This window comes from Chryseobacterium sp. NG-CE01 (assembly GCF_055695505.1).
The window spans coordinates 110,893-133,147 of record NZ_CM146369.1 but is presented as its reverse complement, the minus strand read 5'-3'; the positions used below and the strand labels follow the sequence as shown (position 1 = coordinate 133,147).

Annotated in this window: 20 protein-coding genes; 10 read left to right on the top strand and 10 right to left on the bottom strand. The window is 37.2% G+C overall.

The annotated features are described in order from the left end of the window. Positions 1 to 10 precede the first annotated feature (10 nt). Complete coding sequence (locus ACYT6F_RS00685; RefSeq protein WP_472599423.1) at positions 11 to 1,249, bottom strand: aspartate kinase; 1,239 nt, start codon at positions 1,247 to 1,249, stop codon at positions 11 to 13. Between the two features lie 314 nt (positions 1,250 to 1,563). Here ACYT6F_RS00685 and fbp point away from each other — a divergent pair, with 314 nt between their 5' ends. From fbp to ACYT6F_RS00660, 5 genes are all read left to right on the top strand, one after another. Further along, positions 1,564 to 2,580, top strand: coding sequence for a class 1 fructose-bisphosphatase (gene fbp / locus ACYT6F_RS00680; protein ID WP_472599422.1), 1,017 nt, complete (start codon positions 1,564 to 1,566; stop codon positions 2,578 to 2,580). Beyond that, on the top strand, positions 2,580 to 3,584 hold the full coding sequence (locus ACYT6F_RS00675; RefSeq protein ID WP_472599421.1) for an o-succinylbenzoate synthase: 1,005 nt from the start codon (positions 2,580 to 2,582) through the stop codon (positions 3,582 to 3,584). The genes fbp and ACYT6F_RS00675 overlap by 1 nt, the downstream gene beginning before the upstream one ends. A gap of 560 nt (positions 3,585 to 4,144) precedes the next feature. Then, positions 4,145 to 5,818 carry a glutamine--tRNA ligase/YqeY domain fusion protein gene (locus ACYT6F_RS00670; protein WP_472599420.1) on the top strand — a complete coding sequence of 558 codons (1,674 nt, stop codon included), beginning with the start codon at positions 4,145 to 4,147 and terminating at the stop codon, positions 5,816 to 5,818. A gap of 144 nt (positions 5,819 to 5,962) precedes the next feature. Next, on the top strand, positions 5,963 to 7,189 hold the full coding sequence (locus ACYT6F_RS00665) for an MFS transporter (RefSeq protein ID WP_472599419.1): 1,227 nt from the start codon (positions 5,963 to 5,965) through the stop codon (positions 7,187 to 7,189). A gap of 533 nt (positions 7,190 to 7,722) precedes the next feature. Next, positions 7,723 to 9,753 carry a TonB-dependent receptor gene (locus ACYT6F_RS00660; protein WP_472599418.1) on the top strand — a complete coding sequence of 677 codons (2,031 nt, stop codon included), beginning with the start codon at positions 7,723 to 7,725 and terminating at the stop codon, positions 9,751 to 9,753. 66 nt (positions 9,754 to 9,819) lie between these two features. Here the strand turns inward: ACYT6F_RS00660 and ACYT6F_RS00655 are convergent, their stop codons facing one another. After that, the gene (locus ACYT6F_RS00655) at positions 9,820 to 10,782 is read right to left on the bottom strand and encodes a YpdA family putative bacillithiol disulfide reductase (protein WP_472599417.1); all 963 of its coding nucleotides are present in this window, start codon (positions 10,780 to 10,782) and stop codon (positions 9,820 to 9,822) included. A 162-nt stretch (positions 10,783 to 10,944) separates the two neighbouring features. Here ACYT6F_RS00655 and ACYT6F_RS00650 point away from each other — a divergent pair, with 162 nt between their 5' ends. After that, positions 10,945 to 11,391 carry a hypothetical protein gene (locus ACYT6F_RS00650; protein WP_472599416.1) on the top strand — a complete coding sequence of 149 codons (447 nt, stop codon included), beginning with the start codon at positions 10,945 to 10,947 and terminating at the stop codon, positions 11,389 to 11,391. After that, positions 11,295 to 11,585 carry a hypothetical protein gene (locus ACYT6F_RS00645; protein ID WP_472599415.1) on the top strand — a complete coding sequence of 97 codons (291 nt, stop codon included), beginning with the start codon at positions 11,295 to 11,297 and terminating at the stop codon, positions 11,583 to 11,585. Before ACYT6F_RS00650 ends, ACYT6F_RS00645 begins: the two co-directional genes overlap by 97 nt. A gap of 155 nt (positions 11,586 to 11,740) precedes the next feature. Here the strand turns inward: ACYT6F_RS00645 and ACYT6F_RS00640 are convergent, their stop codons facing one another. The 8 genes from ACYT6F_RS00640 to ACYT6F_RS00605 all read right to left on the bottom strand — a co-directional run bounded on the left by ACYT6F_RS00640 (position 11,741) and on the right by ACYT6F_RS00605 (position 19,530). Then, positions 11,741 to 13,057, bottom strand: a complete 1,317-nt coding sequence (locus ACYT6F_RS00640) for a glycosyltransferase family protein (RefSeq protein WP_472599414.1) — start codon at positions 13,055 to 13,057, stop codon at positions 11,741 to 11,743. A 324-nt stretch (positions 13,058 to 13,381) separates the two neighbouring features. Continuing rightward, positions 13,382 to 13,789 (bottom strand): GxxExxY protein, encoded by a 408-nt coding sequence (locus ACYT6F_RS00635; RefSeq protein ID WP_472599413.1) that lies wholly within the window; start codon positions 13,787 to 13,789, stop codon positions 13,382 to 13,384. A gap of 28 nt (positions 13,790 to 13,817) precedes the next feature. Continuing rightward, complete coding sequence (locus ACYT6F_RS00630; protein ID WP_472599412.1) at positions 13,818 to 16,355, bottom strand: YfhO family protein; 2,538 nt, start codon at positions 16,353 to 16,355, stop codon at positions 13,818 to 13,820. 11 nt (positions 16,356 to 16,366) lie between these two features. Beyond that, positions 16,367 to 16,612 (bottom strand): hypothetical protein, encoded by a 246-nt coding sequence (locus ACYT6F_RS00625; RefSeq protein WP_472599411.1) that lies wholly within the window; start codon positions 16,610 to 16,612, stop codon positions 16,367 to 16,369. An 84-nt stretch (positions 16,613 to 16,696) separates the two neighbouring features. After that, positions 16,697 to 17,749 carry a DUF6263 family protein gene (locus ACYT6F_RS00620; RefSeq protein WP_472599410.1) on the bottom strand — a complete coding sequence of 351 codons (1,053 nt, stop codon included), beginning with the start codon at positions 17,747 to 17,749 and terminating at the stop codon, positions 16,697 to 16,699. A 38-nt stretch (positions 17,750 to 17,787) separates the two neighbouring features. Further along, positions 17,788 to 18,537, bottom strand: a complete 750-nt coding sequence (gene rlmB / locus ACYT6F_RS00615; RefSeq protein WP_472599409.1) for a 23S rRNA (guanosine(2251)-2'-O)-methyltransferase RlmB — start codon at positions 18,535 to 18,537, stop codon at positions 17,788 to 17,790. A gap of 104 nt (positions 18,538 to 18,641) precedes the next feature. Then, a complete protein-coding gene (locus tag ACYT6F_RS00610) occupies positions 18,642 to 19,034 on the bottom strand; it encodes a four helix bundle protein (protein WP_322924413.1) in 393 nt (130 codons plus the stop codon). 25 nt (positions 19,035 to 19,059) lie between these two features. Further along, on the bottom strand, positions 19,060 to 19,530 hold the full coding sequence (locus ACYT6F_RS00605) for a DinB family protein (RefSeq protein ID WP_472599408.1): 471 nt from the start codon (positions 19,528 to 19,530) through the stop codon (positions 19,060 to 19,062). Between the two features lie 250 nt (positions 19,531 to 19,780). On the opposite strand from ACYT6F_RS00605, the gene ACYT6F_RS00600 reads away from it, so the two are divergent. The 3 genes from ACYT6F_RS00600 to ACYT6F_RS00590 all read left to right on the top strand — a co-directional run bounded on the left by ACYT6F_RS00600 (position 19,781) and on the right by ACYT6F_RS00590 (position 22,210). Next, positions 19,781 to 20,785 (top strand): AAA family ATPase, encoded by a 1,005-nt coding sequence (locus ACYT6F_RS00600; protein ID WP_169229574.1) that lies wholly within the window; start codon positions 19,781 to 19,783, stop codon positions 20,783 to 20,785. Then, the gene (locus ACYT6F_RS00595) at positions 20,785 to 21,243 is read left to right on the top strand and encodes a GNAT family N-acetyltransferase (protein WP_472599407.1); all 459 of its coding nucleotides are present in this window, start codon (positions 20,785 to 20,787) and stop codon (positions 21,241 to 21,243) included. Before ACYT6F_RS00600 ends, ACYT6F_RS00595 begins: the two co-directional genes overlap by 1 nt. Before the next feature lie 103 nt (positions 21,244 to 21,346). Further along, positions 21,347 to 22,210, top strand: a complete 864-nt coding sequence (locus ACYT6F_RS00590; protein WP_472599406.1) for a DUF58 domain-containing protein — start codon at positions 21,347 to 21,349, stop codon at positions 22,208 to 22,210. The last annotated feature ends 45 nt before the right edge of the window (positions 22,211 to 22,255 follow it).

The following is a 22,255-nucleotide window of genomic DNA, read 5'->3' as shown; positions in this document are numbered from 1 at the left end:
GCAATTAGTTTTATTGTGTTACCATTTGAAGTGTATTCTTCGAAATCTGCTCCAATAATACACTTTTTTCCTGGTAAAATTTATCAATATGATCCATCTTCGCATTCCTTACCGTAAATAAAGATACATTTTTTATCACTTCTGTACGGAATACTTTCTGAAGTTCTTCGTTCAGCTCATCAATATTGTTGAACTTATCTTCCAGGCATAAAGCCAGTGAAATAGCGGAATTCTGCATCAGAGAAACCTTGATCTTGTTTTTGGATAAATATCCGAAAATTAAGCTCATATGATCTTCCGCGATGAATGAAAAGTCCCTTGTCGAGATTTTTAAAAGTGTCTGATTTTCCTTTAAAATATAAGTTTCCTCACTCTGGTTTTTCTCGGAAGCTCCCACTTTAGTACCTTCTTTGGTAGGATCTACAAAAGATTTTACATAAAAAGGAATATTTTTTTGCTGAAGCGGCTGTAATGTTTTAGGATGAATTACGCTTGCTCCGTAATAAGCCATTTCTATCGCTTCTTCATAAGAAATATTGGAAAGAAGCGTCACATCATTGAATTTTCTCGGATCTCCGGTCATTACCCCCGGAACATCTTTCCAGATGGTCATGGCTTCCGCATTTAAGCAATAGGCAAAAATAGCTGCAGAGTAATCCGAACCTTCCCTTCCCAGTGTTACGGTAAAATTATTTTCATCGGAACCGATGAAGCCTTGGGTAACATAGCAGATTTCTTTATTTAAATTTGAAATGAATTCTTCAGTTTTTGCCCAGTCTACAACACCTTCCCGATAAGAATTGTCGGTTTTTACATAATCTCTTGCATCAAGCCACTGATTGGTAAACTGTATTTCGTTCAAATATTCGCTCACAATTTTTGTAGAAATCATTTCTCCACAGCTTACTACCTGATCGTAGACAAAATTGTAATTGGGAGATTTGTTCCTTCTTAAAAAAGAATCAATATCATCAAAAAATAAGTTGATTTCCGAAAATACAGCGTGGTTTTCAGGGAAAAGGCCTTCTGCAATTTCGATGTGTTTTCGCTTTATTTTTTCAATTTCAGTTTGATAGTTGTCTTTTCTAAAATAAAGTTCCACCACTTTTTCCAGTTCATTTGTCGTCTTGCCCATCGCTGAAATTACCAGCAGACACTTTGCAAATCCCTGGCTTTGTAATACCATGGATACATTTTTTACGCTTTCGGCATCTTTTACCGATGCTCCACCAAACTTGAAAATTTTCATTAAATTGTTAATAATAAAATTGTTAGATAAAATTTGTGGGAATATTTTACGGGTCACAAAATTATAAATTTACAACGAGATATGAAATAGCGTTGGATCACAGAGAACTTAAGATTTCATTAAAATTACCAATCGGGAGAAATTTTAATGATATCCTTTGCTAATTCGGGAACTGTTTTTTATGATAAGATATGGATAATAATATGAGGCGACGCTGTATGATGCTGATAAACAAATGATAAGCTCTTTTCTTAATAATTCTTTCAAATTGTGATAAATTTTACGAAATTTGAGGAAAACGTAAAAAGGAAAATATGTCAGAAAGACCATTACAGACTTTAGGAGAATTTCTTATTGACAGACAAGATGATTTTCAGTATTCTACCGGAGAATTTTCTCGTCTTCTGAGCGCGATAAGACTGGCTTCGAAAGTAGTAAACAGAGAAGTAAATAAAGCCGGGATTGTAGACATTGCAGGAGCTGCCGGAAACCAGAATATTCAGGGCGAAGAGCAGCAGAAGCTTGATGTTATTGCCAATGAAATTTTTATTACCGCTCTGTCTCAAAGAGAAGTGGTTTGCGGAATTGCCTCTGAGGAAAATGACGATTTTATCGATATAAAATGCGGCGAAAACGGCCATTTAAGCAAGTATGTTGTATTGATTGACCCTCTGGATGGTTCTTCAAATATTGATGTCAATGTTTCCGTGGGAACTATTTTTTCGATTTACAGAAGAGTGACCGAACCGGGAACTCCGGTTCAGCTTCAGGATTTTTTACAGAAAGGAGTCAACCAGATAGCTGCCGGATACGTGATTTACGGGTCTTCGACAATGATTGTTTATACTACCGGAAACGGGGTAAACGGTTTTACACTTGATCCTTCCTTAGGTACTTACTATCTTTCTCATCCGAATATGATGTTCCCCAGAACAGGGAAAATCTATTCTATTAACGAAGGAAATTATATTAAATTCCCGCAGGGCGTAAAAAATTACCTTAAATATTGCCAGATGGAAGAAGGCGACAGACCCTATACCTCAAGATATATTGGTTCTCTTGTAGCTGATTTCCACAGAAATATGCTGAAAGGCGGCATCTATATTTATCCTTCTTATTCACAGGCGCCGAACGGAAAACTGAGATTGTTATATGAATGTAATCCGATGGCATTCCTTGCAGAGCAGGCCGGAGGTAAAGCGACAGACGGATTCAGAAGAATTCTTGAAATTGAACCGACAGAGCTGCATCAGAGAATTCCTTTTTTCTGCGGAAGCGTTGATATGGTGGAGAAAGCGGAAGAATTTATGAGAATTGACAGCGTAAAATAATGACAGCAGAATATTTCAGATATATATTAGAATTCAAACGCCCGAGCGGAACATCTCGCGGCGTTTTGTATGAAAAGGAAACTTTTATTCTCGAAATTTCAGAAAATGGGAATAAAGGAGTGGGTGAGTGTGCGGTATTCCGAGGATTGAGCTTTGACGACAGACCGGATTATGAAGATAAGCTTCAATGGCTTTGCGAAAATATTGATCAGGGATATGTTTTTTTAAAGGAAAATTTAAAAGAATTCCCATCAATCTGGTTTGGTTATGAGCAGGCGGTTCTCAATGTAAAAAATGGTAGAAACCTTTATTTTCCGGGTGAATTTACGGAAGGTAAGACTCCGATTGTAATCAATGGTTTGATCTGGATGGGAGGTATAGGGTATATGGAAGAACAGATTCAGGATAAGCTGGATCAGGGATTTCATTGTATCAAATTAAAAATTGGAGTCGACTGGAACTCAGAACATGAAATTCTTCAGAAATTAAGACAGAAATTTTCAAAAGAGAAGCTGGAGCTGCGCGTTGATGCAAACGGAGGTTTTACAAAACATGAAGCCAAAACTGTTTTGCAGCAGCTGGCAGATTTGCATATTCATTCGATAGAACAGCCTATAAAAGCAGGAAACTGGCACGATATGGCAGAATTGTGTGCGGAAACTCCTACACCTATTGCTTTAGATGAAGAGTTGATAGGAATTGTTGATTGGGATAAAAAAATGGATCTGCTGGATCGCGTAAAGCCTCAGTATATTATTTTAAAACCATCTCTGATCGGAGGCTTTTCAGGTTCTGACGAATGGATTTCTTTAGCAGAAGAGCGTAATATTGATTGGTGGATTACCTCTGCGCTGGAAAGTAACATAGGTCTGAACGCTATTGCACAATACACTTTTACCAAAAAAAATCCGATGCCGCAGGGTCTGGGTACCGGATCATTATTTGTCAATAATTTCGAATCCAATCTTGATTTGAGAGGAGAATTATTATATTTTAAAGTATAGTTTGTAAGATTGGAGCCTGTCAGATACTCTATCCTTAAAAAAATTAGGATAAATAACATTGTCCTGAAATTTCTTATTTCTAGATAACATCTTCTACGAAAATTGCCTTTCTGATGTATTCTAAAAATGAAGAAAACGTTCTTTTAACCTTTTTCATAATAATATTATTTAGTATTGTGTGCGCTTATTTGGCTGCAATCTTTGTGCCATAACATGGTATCTCTGGCATCTTCAGATATGATATATTTCATGTAGTTTTTTAAATGCCTGTTTAATAAGAGTTTGACTCTTTTTGTTCTTTTTTTCTTAACAGAAAATTAAATTACGGTTAATTTAGACTTGAAAATTAGATATGGATTCTTAAGATAGAAGTCTCTTTGAATATAGAATGGGTTTGGACATAATGTATAATTTTAGCTCTGGTTTTAGTTAGTGCGAAGATACGTTAAAATATCGAATAAGCAGCCTTAAAAAACCCGTAAATTATAATTTCCGTAGAACTTTAAATTTTCCTAAATTTGCAAATTGTCGTAGATACGACATTCTTAAAGCGAATTTCAATGGAAGAAGAAAAAAAATCACTCAATTTTATTGAGCAAATTATCGAAGATGATTTGGCAAACGGTCTGAAAAGAGATCAGATCCGTTTCCGTTTTCCGCCTGAACCCAACGGTTATCTGCATGTAGGTCATACAAAAGCGATCTGCATTAACTTTGGGCTTGGCGAAAAATACAATGCTCCCGTGAACCTTCGTTTCGACGATACGAATCCTGAAAAAGAAGAACAGGAATTCGTAGATTCTATCATGAAAGATGTTGAATGGTTAGGTTTTAAATGGGATAAAGTTTTGTATGCTTCCGATTACTTCCAGCAGCTTTACGATTGGGCTGTTCAGATGATCAGAGAAGGTAAGGCTTATGTAGATGAGCAGCCTTCTGAAGTCATTACCGAACAGCGAAAAAATCCTACTGAACCAGGTGTTGAATCTCCATACAGAAACCGCCCGGTTGAAGAATCTTTAGACTTATTTGAAAGAATGAAAAACGGAGAGTTTGAGGAAGGTTCAATGTCGCTGCGTGCAAAAATTGACATGACGTCTCCCAATATGAACATGCGTGACCCTGTGATGTACAGGATCTTAAGAAGACCTCACCACAGAACGGGAACAGCCTGGAAGATCTACCCGATGTATGATTGGGCACACGGAGAATCTGATTATATCGAACAGATTTCACACTCTTTATGTTCTTTGGAATTTGAAAACCACAGACCGCTGTATGATTGGTATCTTGATCAGGTATATGATGAAGCGAAAGTAAGAAATAAGCAAAGAGAATTCGCAAGAATGAATGTCTCTTATATGATTACTTCTAAAAGAAAACTGCAAAGACTGATTGCTGAAAAAGTGGTGAACGGATGGGATGATCCCAGAATGCCTACCATTTCAGGAATGAGAAGAAAAGGATATACGGCAACAGCGATCAGGAATTTTATTGAAAAAGTAGGGGTTGCCAAAAGGGAAAACCTTATTGAGATTCAGTTATTGGAATTCTGCGTTCGTGAAGACTTAAATAAAGTAGCAAAACGTGTCATGACCGTTGTGGATCCTGTAAAACTGGTCATTGAAAACTATCCGGAAGGAAAAGAAGAATGGCTGGAAACAGAAAACAATCCGGAACAGGAAGATGAAGGAACAAGAGAAATACCTTTCTCAAGAGAATTGTATATCGAGCGTGAAGATTTCAAGGAAGAAGCCAACAATAAATTTTTCAGATTGAAACTGGGAGGAGAAGTCCGTTTAAAATCTGCTTATATCATTAAGGGTGAAAGAGTAGAAAAAGATGAAAATGGAAACATCATCACCATCTATGCAACGTACGACGAAAAGTCTAAGTCAGGCAGCGGAACGGAAGAAAGCTTAAGAAAAGTAAAAGGAACTATTCACTGGGTTTCTGCGAAGCATGCTATTCCTGTAGAAATCAGAAATTACGACAAACTGTTTACCGTAGAGCAGCCTGATGCAGAAAAGGATGTCGACTTCCTTAATTTCATTAACCCGGAATCCGTAACCGTGGTAAAAGGATTCGCAGAGCCAAACCTTAAAGATGTGGAAGTGGGAGCACCGCTTCAGTTTCAGAGAATTGGCTATTTTACGAAAGATCAGGATTCTACCGAAGACAATTTGGTCTTCAACAGAACTGTAACTTTAAAAGACTCTTATAAGCCGGAGTAAAATTTATTTATATCAATATAAATGAAACAGGGCTTATTTTTAGGCCCTGTTTTTTTGTTTAAAAAGATGATAATATTAAGCAAAAGAGTCCCGAAGGGACGATATAAACCAAAATAGGATAAAGTCCTATTAAAATATAAAATCATGAAACTTATATATTTATATACAAACTCATTCAAAGGGCTTTCCAAAGAAAGCTGGATGCTGGCACTGGTGATGCTCATCAACCGGGCCGGCTCCATGGTACTTCCGTTTCTGGGAGTATATATGACCAATCATTTGCATTTCAGCATAGAAAATACCGGGATTGTTTTGAGCTTTTTCGGAATAGGCTCCGTTATCGGTTCCTGGTTAGGCGGATTCATTACCGATAAGATTGGCGAGTACAAAGTACAGTCTTTCAGCTTATTGCTGAGTGTCCCTTTGTTCTGTCTGATTCCTGTTTTTAAAACAGAAGTAGGTGTTGCTGCCATTATATTGGCTCAGAGTATTGTAAGTGACGCTTTCCGCCCGGCTAACTCTGTAGCCATAACAAAGTATGCAAAACCTGAAAATATAACGCGGGCATTTTCATTAAACAGGATGGCCGTCAATTTGGGATTTTCCATTGGTCCTGCTTTAGGTGGAATCCTGTCGGCAATTTCTTATGAGTTCCTGTTCTTTGCCAATGCTTTAACAGCTTTATCGGCGGGTATTCTATACATTGTATTTTTTAAAAAACGGAATAAAATCGCCAGACTGAAAGCTAAAAAAGTAAAAGAAGTAATCAATATTAAAAAAGACAGTTCGCCTTACCGCGACGGTAAATTTTTAATATACTGTTTCTTCTGCATGCTTTTTTCCATCTGTTTTTTCCAGTTATTCAGTACATTAACTATTTTTTATAAAGATACCGCTCATCTCAGTCAGCAAAGTATTGGTTACATTCTTGGCTACAGCGGATTTCTGGTGGTTTTACTGGAAATGGGTCTCGTTCAGGTTGCCGAAAAATATTTCAGCCTGGCCGTAACAATGTTTCTGGGAACTTTTATCTGCGGACTTTCTTATGCAATGCTGGGATTTGATCACAGTATTATTACGCTGGTTATTTCCATGAGCTTGCTATGTGTCGGTGAAATCTGGGCACTGCCGTTTATGTCAACCATTACGGCACTACGGTCGGGGAAAAACAACAAAGGTGCTTACATGGGACTGAACGGTATTTCCTTTTCCATCGCATTTATCGTTACCCCTTATTTGGGAACTTTAATAGCGGAAAAACTTGGATTTACAACATTATGGATCGGGACTGGGATTTTGGCAACAGTGATTGCCGTTGCATTTTATTTTATCGTTCCGTGGATGATTGGCGACAAAAAAAACGTTGAATAGTTTTGGGCGTGTCCCTCATTCCAAAACCAAACCTCATAGGTTTTTAAAACCTATGAGGTTTCCCCTTACAATTCGGGTCGGGCTGCTTTGGGGTACGCTTCGCTTCCGTACTCGCTCGTTCCTCGCTCGCACCGGCTCCTTCGTCGCCGCCCGCCGCATCCCTCACGCAAAGATGGCAATTCACAAAAAGCTTTTCAGATATAAATTTGATAACAGTGAACTATTTTATAATTTCCCACAGATTGCACAGATTAAACAGCCCACACAAATAATTATGTATTATTTCTTCCTGCGTGTAAAATACAGTATAAAAAATTTGCGCCATCCGTGAAATCTGCGGGAAAATCAAAATATTACATCATCAACCCAATACATTTTTCATTCCTAAGCATCTCAACAATTTTTAACATAAGTTTTAAGGATAAAATAATCTGCGTAATCCGTGCAAATCTGTGGTAAAAAAAATCACAAGGTCACCATAAAATTTTAAAAATATTAGAATAAAAAGAACAATTTTTGCTTACACAATTGCAATGAAAAAAATCTACATTCTTCTGCCAACAATTTTTACAGCTTTATTGTCAGCACAGAAAAAAGACTCTGCAGAGCTGATCTCAGAAGTGCAGATTGATGCCTACAAAAAACCGGCGGCTTTTATCTCCTCCACCAAATCCGTATCTGTAGTTTCGGGGCCTCTTCTCAATCAGAATCCACCGGAAAGAATGCTGGAATCTATTAACCAGATTGCCGGCGCAAGGATGGAAGAACGCTCTCCCGGAAGTTACCGCATTTCTCTTCGTGGCAGCACCCTCCGTTCTCCATTTGGTGTGCGGAATGTAAAAGTATATCTGGATGATTTTATTCTTTCGGATGCTTCGGGAAATACTTATTTCAATGTGATTTCTCCAGAGCTCATCAAAAGAATGGAAATTTATAAAGGGCCTGAAGGTGGCGATTACGGAGCCGTTACAGGCGGAACCGTACTCCTGAGAACCACAGATTCCGAAAAGACATCCGCTAATCTCGCAGTGGGGAGCTATGGAACTTTTAACCAAAGCTTTAACCTGTCCAGACAGTTGGGGAAACATTTTGTAGAGGTTTTTCAGAATTATTATCAGACCGATTCTTATCGCGAACAGTCTAAAGTTGTACGAAAACAGATATTCCTGAAAGATAATTTTCAATATTCACAGAACGGCTTGCTGAAGGCTATGATTCTGTATGCTGATCTTGATTATCAGACGCCGGGCGGACTCACTTTAGAACAGATGGAACTCAACAGAAAGCAGGCGAGACCCGCCACAAAAACTCTTCCCGGTGCTAAAGACCAGGATGCCGGAATTCGTAATAAGATGATATTGGCAGGAATTTCACATGACTATAATTTCAACTCTGGTTTTTCACATTTCATCCTGCTTCAGGGGTCGTACGTAGATTTTGAAAATCCGTTTATCACCAATTTTGAAAACCGTTTTGAGAAAAATTTCGCTCTGCGTACTCACTTCAATTATGAGAAAAATTGGGAGAAGATATCATTGGCATACCGCATCGGTTTTGAAGGCGGAATCAATGATATTCAGGTTAGGAACTATGATAACAACCGCGGAATAGAGGGTAATCCACAGAATTTCGATAAGATTAAAAATACCTCCGGATTTTATTTTCTTTCTCAAAAGCTTAATATTGCCGGCAAACTTTTCACCGATATTTCTTTAAGCCTGAACTCAAATGCTTATGAATGGGAAAGAACTTTTCCCCGTACTGAAAACGGAAGGGTTCAGTTTAAGAACCAGTGGCTGCCTAACTTTGGATTGAATTATCTTATAGGGAAAGGCTTTTCGGTGCGTGCAAAAGTTGGAAAAGGCAATTCAGCACCGACCAATGAGGAAATACGTGCATCGGATCAGCAGTTTAATGCAGATCTCAAACCGGAATACGGTTGGAATAAAGAAGTCGGAATCCGAAAACAGTTCGGGAATTCAATTTTCTTGGAAGGAAGTTATTTTGATTTCAGAATGAAAGATGCTATCGTCAGACGTCAGAATGATGCTGGTCAGGAATTCTTTGTAAACTCGGGTGAAACAGCTCAGAAAGGCTTGGAAATACTTCTGGAATCCAAAAGTTTTAACCTTAAAAATCCCATTTTCAGTTATTTTAAGTTCAGGTTTTCGGGAAGTTTTTATCAGTTTACTTTCAAAAATTACCGTCAGAATGACAGTGATTTTTCCGGAAATGATCTCACCGGTGTTCCACGGACGACTGTAAACAGCCTGCTGAATTTTGTTTTGTTCAAAAAACTGTCTGTTGATTATTCACACTTTTACACCTCAAAAATACCGTTGAATGATGCAAACTCAGTCTGGTCCGACCCAAGCGTTGTTGGCAATATCCAGTTCAGATTTCCCGTAAAACTTGACAAAACGACTGTGAATCTTTTTCTGCAGATCCAAAATTTATACAATGAAGAGTATGTTTCCGGTTTTGACATCAATGCGTTCGGAAACAGGTATTACAATCCGGCTGCTAAAAGGAATTTTATTTTCGGAGTAAAGGTGGATTTTTAATTACAACCAATTTTAAGTCAGAAAATCTGAGTGATTTGTATAATCTGCGCAGGCTTTTTGCTTGCACTACTTTGAGAGAATATCCCCAATAATCATTTCTGCATGAATTCTGGAATTTTCAATAAACCAGAGATGCGTATCTTTTCCTCCGCATACAACCCCGGCAAGATAAAGATTTTTCACGTTTGTTTCCATGGTTTCGCTGTTGTATAAAGGATTCAGACAATCTCCCTGTAATTCAATCCCGGAATTTTTTAAAAAATCAAAATCAGGAAGGTATCCTGTCATGGCCAAAACAAAATCATTTTCAATTTCATGAATTTCACCTTTTTCGTTTTTAAAAATGACTGTTTTTTCCTTGATTTCCATTAATTCCGAATTGAAATGAGCGCTAATGCTTCCTTCGGAAATTCTGTTTTCAATATCAGGCTTTACCCAATATTTTACACTCTTGGAAATTTCAGAATGTCGGATGATCATTGTTACTTCAGCGCCTTTTCTGTATGTTTCCAGGGCAGCATCTACCGCAGAATTACTGGATCCAACGACAACGATTTTCTGTTTTGCGTATGGATAAGGTTCAGTATAATAATGTTTTACTTTAGGAAGATCTTCTCCCGGTATATTCATCAGATTCGGAATATCGTAAAACCCTGTTGAGATGATGACGTTTTTTGCAGTATATCTTCCTTTGGTTGTTTCAATAACGAAGATTTCATTTTCTCTGGAAACTTTTTTAACTTTTTCATACAAATTGATGTTGATACCTCTTTGCCTTGCAATGCCCTGGTAATATTCCAACGCTTCCTGTCTTCCGGGTTTCGGAGCGGGAGAAATAAAAGGAATTCCGCCGATTTCAAGCTTCTCGGCAGTGGAGAAAAACCGCATATACAAAGGGTAGTTGTATAACGAGTTGACAATTGTTCCCTTTTCGATAATAATATAGCTGAGATTATTTTTCTGGGCCTCCAGCGCACAGTTCAGTCCTATCGGGCCACCGCCGATGATGAGAATATCCAACGTTTCCATAACACAAAATTACAAAAAACCAAGCAGGAAAACCGTTCTTAGAACTCACAAAAAGCAATACTTCCGATATTTAATATCTATCCGAATCTGTATAATGAGAAACTTCCCCTATCTGAAATGTGGTATTGTTTTTGGAGAATTCATAAAGATGTTTTTAAAATCATGAAAAAGATATTCTTTTTGATCATTATCTTAAGTTCGGTAGCCTGTAAGAAAAACCCTGAAAAATTTGTCAATGATCATACCGATTCCGGGAAAGTCACCGACAGTACCAAAAACGCAATTCCGAACAATGCTGGGGTAAGCAAAGAAGAATCGCTCAAAAAATTGAATGAAGGAATTATTCAGTCTCTGAAAGAGAAAAATTACAGCAGTTTTTCAGAATATATCCATCCTCAAAAAGGAGTGCGGTTTTCCATGTATGCATTTGTAAATCCTGAACAGGACAAGAAATTTTCAAAATCAGATTTTGAAAAATATCTTCCTTCAAAACAATTTTCACCTGGGGCGCTATGGATGGGAGCGGAGATCTGTACAAAGCCACCATTAATGATTATCTCGGGAAATGGGTCTATTCAACAGATTTTGCGACGGGACAAGTTTCATTAAATGAATTCCAGGGGAGTGGAAACTCACTGAATAATTTAAAGAAAATATATCCTGAAGCTGACTTCACGGAAAATTTTATCAAGGGTTCCGAAGCGAATGCAGGCATAGACTGGAAATGTCTCCGCCTTGTTTTTGAAGAATTTCAGGGAAGATATTATCTCGTGGCGGTTATTAATGACCAGTGGACGATTTAAATTAATACTCTTAAACACTTCAGGAGACTCAGTGTGACAGAACTAATATTAAAGCTTATGAATTGTCAGGCTGAGCTTGTCGAAGCCTTAATATATATATATCTAAATAAAGTATAACTTTAACCTTAATCTTAGCCTTAGCCTTAAATTAAATATTAGCCTTGTTCCAGAATTTCAGCAAGCTTCTTCGTAAGATTCTTTCTGGAAAACTGTTCAATATTCGTTGTATTTTCAGAAAGATTTCCATTTTTCCAAAGCATGAATTTTTTCAGTATAAAATCTTTGATTGTATCGGTATCATCATAACTGAAATGCTTTCCTGCCTGTGTTTCATTTAATATTCTTGATACATCCGCATCATCCGGACCAAAAGAAATAATCTGTTTTCCGGTTGCAAGATATTCGAAAATTTTCCCGGGAATGATTCCCTTAGAAGATTCGTTCGGGAAATTGGTAATCAATAGAATGTCGGAGGTCTGCATTTCTTCAATCGCTTTATCGTGAGACAAATAGCCAAGATTCAGGATGTGATTTTTTAAGGCTGAATTTTCTATATCAGCTAAAATTTTATCATCAATTCTTCCTGCAAATTTCAGGACAAAACTTTTGGCAAAATCTGCATTCTGATGTACAAGATCATTAAGCGCTTTCCAGAGATTTTCCGGATTTCTCAATTGTTCGAGTACACCGATATAACTCAATGTGAAAGCTGAAGTGTTTGAGGGTCGGAGCGTTTTAGAGTCTGAATTTACTGTTTGTGAATCGGTTTCATCAAATCCATTGGTGATACAGATTGCGTTTGCTCCGCTTTTTCTGAAATTTTCTGCGTCGGTATAACTTGTAGCCAATGTAATATCAGCATTTCTGAAGACTTCGCTTTCCATTTGGCGATGCTTTCTGTCGGAACTTTTGGTTAATTTCAGATGTTTGTAATAGGAAATCTCTGTCCACGGATCTCTGAAATCGGCTATCCATTTTAGATGAGGAAGCTTTTTTTTGAGGTTTAAACCAATCAGATGAAGGGAATGCGGCGGTCCCGATGTTACAACCACATCTATTTTGTTTTCTTTTAAATAGTGTTCTAAAAATTTAACGGAAGGCTTCACCCAGAAAACTCTCGCATCCGGAATGAAGAAATTACCTCTCACCCAGATCGAAAGCTTAGACTTCCAACTCTGGTTTTTGCCGACGTCAAACTGCCCGGCTTTGAACTTTTTATTGCTTTTGTTGAGTTTTTCGGCAAGCTGGTAAGGTTCCCAGATTTTCGTTTTTACGATTTCAAGATCTTTAGGAACATCTTTCATTAAGCTGCCATCCAGTAAAGGATAGCTCGGATTTTCCGGAGTGTAGACCACTGGTTTCCAACCGAACTCAGGGAGATATTTCGCAAATTTCAGCCATCTTTGTACACCCGGACCTCCCGCCGGTGGCCAGTAGTAAGTGATGATGAGTATTTTTTTCGGAGAGTTCATTTATAATTATTTAACCGCAAAAGATGCAAAAGATTATTGTTTTTAGTTCCTCAAAAGAAAGCAAAACTCCACCAATTTTAATTTGGTTTACTAAAAAAAATATTTTGTAACTTTTGCCTGAATTATATATCTATATCTTTTATTTTTCTGTAGTTTAAGATTTTCATTTATAATTATTTAACCGCAAAAGAAGCAAAAGATTATTGTTGTTTGTAGTTCTTAAAAAAAATAAAAATTCAAAGGAGTACATTTTGCCAACTTTTGGATAACTTTTCAGTATTATCTTCTTTTGTTTCTTTTGCGGTTTAAAATTAATTACACTGTTTAATCATATTGATCAAAGTATTTATTTATAAATGTTTCCTGACCAAAATGATAAATATTTTTAACATTAAAGTTTACAAGAATTCCCTTTGGAACTTTTAATAAATTGATATAGTTGATAACTTGGGCTTTGTGAATTTCCAAAATAGATGACACGGATTTTATTTCTAACACAATTAAATCTTCTATTAAGAAATCGCATTTAAAATCACAATTCAAATATTCATTTTTATAAATTACAGGAATTTGGAATTCAGATTTATAATTAATATTTCTCAATTTAAATTCTTTTTCCAGTTCCTGATGATACACAATTTCGGCAAGACCAGCACCCAGAATTTTGTGAACCTCAATACAGGCTCCATTAATTCTATACGTAAGATCTGTTATATAATTTTGGGTAATCATGAACAAAGTTTTTCAAACTTTTGGAATTCTAAATATTTTCAGCTTGGTTTTTTTTGCTTCTTTTGCGGTAAAGAGAATACAATCCAAAACCGCTGAGTATAATAAATAAAGCAAAGCAAAGAAGCGATATCCATTTTCCTTTTTCAATGACTTCGGGCTCGAAAACCATTCTTATATTGTGGTTTCCGGCCGGAACATGTACCGCACGCAGAAGATAATCTGCCTTGATATACGGAACTTCTTTCTCATCAATAAAGAATTTCCATCCATGAGGATAATAAATCTCAGAAAATACAGCGAGCTGCGGTGTTTTCGACTGAGATTTGAATTCCAGTTCGTTCGGTTGGTATTTTGTTAAATTGATATAAGCTGCAGCATCCGGCTGAACCGTTTTTCCGTCAAAATATTTTTTGTCTGAAGCGGCAATAACTGCTGTTTTCTTACTGTCAATTACACCGATGGATTTAATTTCCTGATTGGGCGATTCAACGAATTTAAGGTCGCTTACAAACCATGCGTTGCCGTTGGCTTTCGGGTTTGGAATGGCCTGTGGCTGTTCCGGACCGCCTAAAACCAAATATTTTGCATTTAAAAGATTGAGGATATTTGGAACTTTTACAGAATCCATGATCTGGAAATATTCATTGATCACGTCATCATACCTTCTCAGCTTCACTGCGTGATATCCACCGATGGAAGATTTAAAGTAAGAGGTATTGGTTTCGCTGAATGTCCCTAAAATATTATTGAAAATCCTGTAATGCGTTTTGTCTTTTTCAGCAATGGTTTCCAATGTTTTGTTGACGTTTACATTGGCTAAAATAGGCTCCAGGTTCGGGTTTCCCTGAACTTTTTCTGCCATAAGTTCTGAACTCTCCGTCTGGAAAGGATTTTCTGCAAAGATTTTATCAACATAATTATCATCATTGAGATAACGTTTGTTGACGGTCCAAAGATCAAATAAACTTACGACACCAATGATTACCAAAGCAATATTCTGATTGAGTTTTTGTTTTAAAACCATAAATAAAGCACCTACAGCAATCGCAACGTAAATAAATGCTTTAATGGCATCAATCCTGAATAATTTAAACCTCTCTTCGGTCAGATAATCGAGAAGAAAAGGCGGCAAATATGTTTTTTCATTCTCGGTATAGAAACCTAATAAAGATTTTCCGAAAATCAGTAAGATTAATACAAAGCCTAATGTTCCACCTCCAACATACAGGAGGATCTTTTGCTTGTATTCCTGAGTTAATTCATGGTCTTTAAAAAATCTGTACAATCCGATAATCGCAATTAAAGGAAATAATAGTTCTACAACGACAAGAATAGATGAAGGTGCCCTGAATTTATTGTAAAAAGGCACAAAATCAATAAAGAAGTCGGAGAGTGCCATGAAATTGCTTCCCCAGGCTAAAAAGATGGTTAAAACCGTTGCTCCGAGAATCCAGTAGCGGTATTTTTTCCATGCGAAGAAAAAGCCTAGTAATGCGAGGAAACAAACGATTGCTCCCTGATAAGCCGGTCCTGAAGTTCCCGGCTGGTCTCCCCAATACGTCAGGCTTCCAAAACCTTTGGAAATTCTGTCCATTTCCGCCTGAGAGCCAACATTTTCCTGGACAAGCTCCTGTACTCTGGTCATCATTTCCTTTCCTTCCGGCTCCTGGCTTCCGCCACCCATCAGTCTTGGGATGAAAAGATTCAGGGTTTCCAGTTTTCCGTAGCTCCACATCAGCATACTTTCTTTATCAATTCCTGAATTTCCTCCGGTGTGGCTGTCGTTTGTTAAGATCTGCTTTCCACGAACTGTTTCTTTTACATATTCGGAGTTGGCCATGATTCTCTGAGAATTCATTCCGACACCGATAATGCAAGCTGCAGCGATAATTCCTGAAGAAATCAGAAAATGTTTCATCGGTATTTTTTTCTGAATGGCGCGAATTAATTCAGACAGGAATAAAAATCCTAACGCAAGGAACAGATAATACGTCATCTGCGGGTGGTTCGCTGCAATCTGAAGTCCCATAAAAAGGGTGGTTACAATGAATCCCCAGATATATTGTCTCCGGATGTAGACGAGTAAAATTCCGGCAAGGAGCGGCGCAAAATATTCAATGGTATTGATTTTACCGTTGTGTCCTGCCGCAATAGCGATATAAAAATAGGTGGAAAGACCGAAAAAAGACGCTCCCAAAAGAGCATATTTCCAGTTTCTGACGGCAACCATTCCCAATAGGAAAAAGCCGGCGAAAAGCATAAAAATATAATTGACGGGCCTCGGAAAAAAGTTGAGGGCAGAATCTATATTTTTAATAATATCTCCTTTAAAACGGCTTCCCATCTGATAGGTAGGCATCCCTCCGAACATAGAGTCGCTCCAGTAAGTTTCTTTTCCGGTATCGGCTCTGTAATCGATGAGCTCTTTTGCGCCTCCGCGATACTGTACAATATCATGCTGGAAAAGCTGTTTTCCCGTAAAAACAGGAGTGGAGTATAAAAATGCTAAAACTATAAATGCAATTATTGAAACTGCAATATAAATCAAGTTTTTATTTTTCGCCATGTTGATGGTTATTATCTTTTGTTTTCGGTTTTTCCTTTATCTGTACTGTCTTTTACCTCTTCGTAATCTACGGTTTCAGCGTCCCAGTTGATATTTTGATTGTTTTTATTTGAGTTTCGTATATCCTGCTGTTTATTATTCTGATTATTATTGTTAAATCTATAACTATAAAATGTTTTAAAGAATATCCTTTTAAGAATATTCCATACAAAGAAAATAATAATGGCGGCCAATACCAGCTCAAAAATATATTTCATAATGATGTAAATGTTTTGGTTCAGGGTTTAAAGTTTTATTTCCAGAGTTGAAAACTTAAACCTCGAACCTTGAATTTGGAACTTTTATTTTGCAGACGGATTTACCATTACAGAAGAATTGGAAACACTTTTCATGGATTGGGATTCTTTACCGTTTGAAATGGTTTCGATCTGTGTGGTTTTCACAGAAATATTCTGATTGCTGATCCATCCTGTATTCTGGTCAAACTTTATGGTTCCGTTCTGGCTGAGTTCACTGCTTAAGCTGTGGGTTACCTCACCCTGATTCTGCTTCTCCACTTTTTTAGGAATTCCTCCGGTTACGGCAATTTCAGCAATACCGTTGCCTACGCTTTTTAGTACATAATTGGAGGTTACTTTTATTTTGCCCTGTGCATCGGCATTTTCACTGTTGGTCCATTTTTCTCCTACTTTTACTCCTTTTTTCGGAATGATAGTAAGATTTTTATTGAACTGGTCTTTCAGAACCTTTTCGTTGAATGATTCTTTAAGACTTTCAATAATGCTTTCTTTCTGGTTTTTATCTTTTACAAGTGTTCCTACAGAATTTCCTACTTTGTTGTAAACCGCATCAAAGCCTGTGATTGAAATAACGTTTCCTTTGGTATCCATCTTCATGCTCAGCTTATTTCCGGTAAGCGCTCTGTTGATATTCCAGATCATTTTCAGGTCGTCTTCTTTCGGTATCGGCAATTTTGTATCAACAACGATTGTTTTTCCCTGTGAAGTCTGAGAGTTTCTTTTTGAAATCAGGTTCAGGGTAATATCGTACACATTTCCTTTGATATCATTTACGGTAAAAGACATTTCATCTGTTGCCTCACTGGTTCCGTTCAGCGTTTTCCCTGTAGGATCAGTCATGGTTTTGGTATCTCTCTGATAAGTCGTCAGAGGATAGGTTTTCCCTTTTTCCAGTTTGAAAGTCTGCTTATAAATTCCTGCAGAATCTTTTATCGCCGGATTTTCTTCCACTTTTGCAACCGAATCGGCAGGTACTTCCACCGTAATTGTTTTCCCGGTTTTAGGATCTACTTTCGTTATTTTTGCCGTTTCTTTTTTATTACATGAAACTAAAGCTATTGTTGAGATCAGCGCTAATGCTGCTATATTTTTCATTGAATTTTTTTTAAATTTTACTACTTTCATATAATTTACTATAGTCCTGCTTTTGCAGTCATTTTCTGTCTTACCGCTTCATACAGAATCGCTCCACAAGCCACGGAAACGTTTAGTGATTGGGTTTTTCCCTCAATCGGTAATTTTATTTTTTCATCCGAATGATGAAGTACTTCTTTTGAAATTCCTGTTTCTTCATTACCCATCACTACTGCACAAGGCTCTGTAAAATTAACATCATAAATTAATTTTTCTGCTTTTTCACTAGCTGCAAATACTGATATGCCGCTCTGCTGAAGAAAATCTACCACATGAGCAAGATTGGGTGCTTTACATATTTTTACGTTGTAAAGAGCTCCTGCAGATGTTTTTATTGCATCGGAATTAATTGGTGCTGCTCCTTTTTCAGGAATGATTACAGCATCGACCCCTACACATTCTGCCGTTCTGCAGATCGCTCCGAAGTTTCGGACATCTGTTAACCGGTCTAAAATCAGTAAGAAAGGCGTCTTCCCTTCTTCAAATAATTGAGGAACAATATCTTCCACTTTATGAAAAGGAACATCTGAAATAAAAGCCACCACACCCTGATGGTTTTTTCTGGTAAAACGGTTCAGTTTTTCAACCGGAACATAATTGGGACGGATTTTATTTTTTGCTAAAATGGCTTTAAGTTCAGCATAAATAGGCCCCTGAAGTGCATTCTGCACAAAGACCTTGTCAATTGTTTTTCCAGCTTCTATAGCTTCAATCACGGGACGCAACCCGAAAATAAAATCGTCTTTCATTGAGTAAATTTTATGTTTAAGGTTCAATGTTTAAAGTTTAATGTTTTGAGTTTCTGTTAAAACTCCAGCTCAAATCCAGAACCTTAACTTTAAACCAGAAACCATTATGGTTTATACTTTGTTCCTTTTAAATCTGTAATATTTAAATATTTTATGAATGAGCCTATTTTTCGGCTCAAAACTTCTGTTTGATCTTTTAAGGCCTCAAACTTTTCCTGTGAAATGAAATTTCTGTCAAATACACGGTACAATTGTGATCTTGTTTCTCCACAAGAGGCTTTTGCAATTGATAAAAATTGAATAAATTCTTTATTTCCATTTCTTTCAAATCCTTCTGCGATGTTATCCATAACTGAACCTGAAGAACTATCAATCTGATTGCAAAGTTTAAAATTATTTTTAAGATTAGTAGATTCAATAATTTCGTAGATGTCTTTACACAATTCACGTGAAAGTTTCCAAATTTCTAAATCTTCAAATCTATTTACTGTTGCCATAAACTTTAAACTCAAAACCTTGAACCTAATATTTTTCTCCTAAAATTGCTCTTTTCTGTGCCATGGCATAGCCAATATGCAGGCTTTCATGCATATTATTGAAAATGATGGCATCCTGAATGCTTTTAAGATCCATTCCGAAGCTTGTCGTATATGGCGTGTAATCCGAAAAGAAATCACTGTCGTAATCCCTCATTAAAATCTTTGAAGTTTCCGTCAAAAGAAATTCAAGATCTTCAACTTCAGACTTCTGAACGTTCAGGTTGGGCAGCGTTCCTTTTTTATAGGTTTCGATCCAGTATTTATCAATTCTGAAAGGATTACCGCTCAGGTAATAATGCAGAAGCTGCTGAGTAGCAACGGTATGCGCAATGTTCCAGTAAATATTGTTGTTGAAGCCGTCCGGAATCAGCAAAAGATCTTCATGAGAAGTATTCTGTAAAATATCCAGAAGGTTCTTCCGCACCTGTCTGTGGGCCTGAAAATGATAATTCACTTTGCAAAATTTTTAATCACCAAAAATAGTTTAATAAACTGGAAATGACAATTTTTGAACAGGTGATTCAGTCAAAATTTATATATTTTTATGAAAATCTATTTTATTATTGCTTCGGATTACTGTTTCATTTATTTTCAATCTCGCATTGATGCCGGAATATTTAACAAACTTTAACTCAAATATGGCATTGATTGTGTTGATTTATGCAAGTATTTATTAGAAATTTACCAATTATTTTAATTAGACTATGTCAGATACATATCAAGCAGAAGATATTCGTCAGCTAACCGAGCAGGTAAGAGAAGCCAACTTCCATTTTTCCCGTCTCCGCGAAGAAATCAATAAAGTAATCATCGGTCAGGAATATATGATAGACCGTCTTTTAGTCGGACTTTTAGGGAATGGACACGTTCTTTTGGAAGGTGTTCCCGGATTAGCGAAAACACTTGCCATAAAAACGCTGGCAGATGCTGTTGATGGTGAATTTTCAAGAATTCAGTTTACTCCGGATCTGTTGCCTGCCGATGTGGTGGGAACCATGATTTACAATGTTAAAGAAAATGATTTTTCCATAAAAAGAGGTCCTGTTTTTGCCAATTTTGTACTGGCAGATGAGATCAACCGTGCACCCGCGAAAGTACAGTCGGCTCTTTTGGAGGTGATGCAGGAAAAGCAGGTAACGATAGGTGACGAGACGATGAAGCTGCCGAAACCGTTCCTGGTATTGGCAACCCAAAACCCGATTGACCAGGAGGGAACTTATCTTTTGCCGGAAGCACAAAGCGACCGTTTTATGCTGAAGTGTACGATCGATTATCCTAAATTTGAGGATGAAAGGATGGTAATGAGAATGGTGTCAACCTCTCATCAGCCTACCGTGAAACCGGTTATTTCACTTGAACATATTGTTGCTGCAAAGGAATTAATCAATCAGATTTACCTTGACGAGAAGATAGAAAAATACATTCTGGATATGGTTTTTGCAACCCGTTTTCCTGAAAATTATGGTCTTTCCGAACTTAAAAATTACATCAGTTTTGGGGCATCGCCGAGAGCCTCAATTAATTTAGCTATTGCTTCAAGAGCCTATGCATTCCTTAAAGGAAGAGCCTTTGTAATTCCTGAAGATGTAAAATCATTGGCAAAAGATGTTTTAAGACACAGAATCGGTCTTACTTTCGAAGCGGAAGCGGAAGAAATTTCATCAGAGGAGATCGTCAACAGAATTTTAGCAAAAATTCAGGCTCCGTAATGGATGAAGTGATTATTAGAAAAGCTGTTCCGGAAGATTGTCATTCTATGCTGGAACTTATCAAAGAACTTGCAGAATATGAGAAGGCATCGGATGAAGTTATCCTCACATTAGATCAGTTCATCGAAGATGGGTTTGGACCATCTCCTGTCTGGGGAGCTTTTGTGGCTGAATATAATAGTGAAATTGTCGGAATATCACTCTATTACGACAGATATTCCACCTGGAAAGGACGAAGACTTTATCTTGAAGACTTGGTCGTGACCGAAAGGTACAGAGGAAAACAGGTTGGGAGAAAATTATTTGAAGCTACGATGGAATATGGAAAATCCGGTCGCTACAGCGGAATGGTCTTTCAGGTTTTAAACTGGAATGAGCCGGCGATTAATTTCTATAAAAAATACAGCCCGAAATTTGATGATGAATGGTTGAATGTTTCAATCGAGTTTAAGGTTTAATGTTTTAGATTTAAAGTTTATTAATCCCATTAACCCAATTTAATTTTTTAATAAAATGGAACATTTAAACCAAAAACATTGAACCAAAAACCTTAATAATTATATGCAGATAAAAGATATTGTAAAAAAAGTCAAACAAATAGAAATCCGTACCCGAAAAAAGACGGAAGCTACTTTGATGGGGCAATATCACAGTGCTTTTAAAGGCCAGGGAATGACTTTTTCGGAAGTACGTCCTTATCAGTTCGGAGATGAAATCCGCAGGATCGACTGGAATAAAACGGCCCGGTTCCGTGAACCATTTGTGAAAGTAATGGAGGAGGAGAGGGAGCTTACGATGATGTTGCTGGTGGATATCTCAGCCTCAATGGATTATGGAACCAGAAATCAGCTCAAACGTGAATATGTAGCAGAAATTGCGGCAAGTCTTGGCTTTTCAGCCGCCGGAAATAATGATAAAGTAGGATTAATTCTTTTTGCTGATAAAGTATACAGGGTAATTCCTCCTCAAAAAGGGAGAAAACATATCCTTTCGATCATAAGTACCATTCTTACAGCAGAATATATTCCGGCAACAACAAAAATCGATAAAGCGTTAGAGTATATGATGGGTATTTTTAAGAGAAAATCGCTGGTTTTTATGTTCTCCGATTTTGAAGATGAATATGATTCCAAAATGCTGAAAGCGGCAGCCAAAAAGCATCAGCTGCTGGGCATGAGAATCTTTGATCAAAAAGATAATGAGATTCCGGATGTGGGATATATGCTGTTGTACGATGCTGAAACCGGGCAGCAGGTCTGGGCGAACACGTCGAACGCAAGATGGAGGTATAATTTCGCAGAGGCTCAGAAGCAGAAACTGAGAGCTTTGGAAGATGATTTTGCCACCAGCTCAGCCAGTTTTCTCAATATTGATACAGGTTCCGATTATTCGAAATTACTGTACAATTATTTTCAGAAAAAATAAATTAAAAGCTAAAATTAAAGGTCCCTGAACCTTGAATTGAACTTT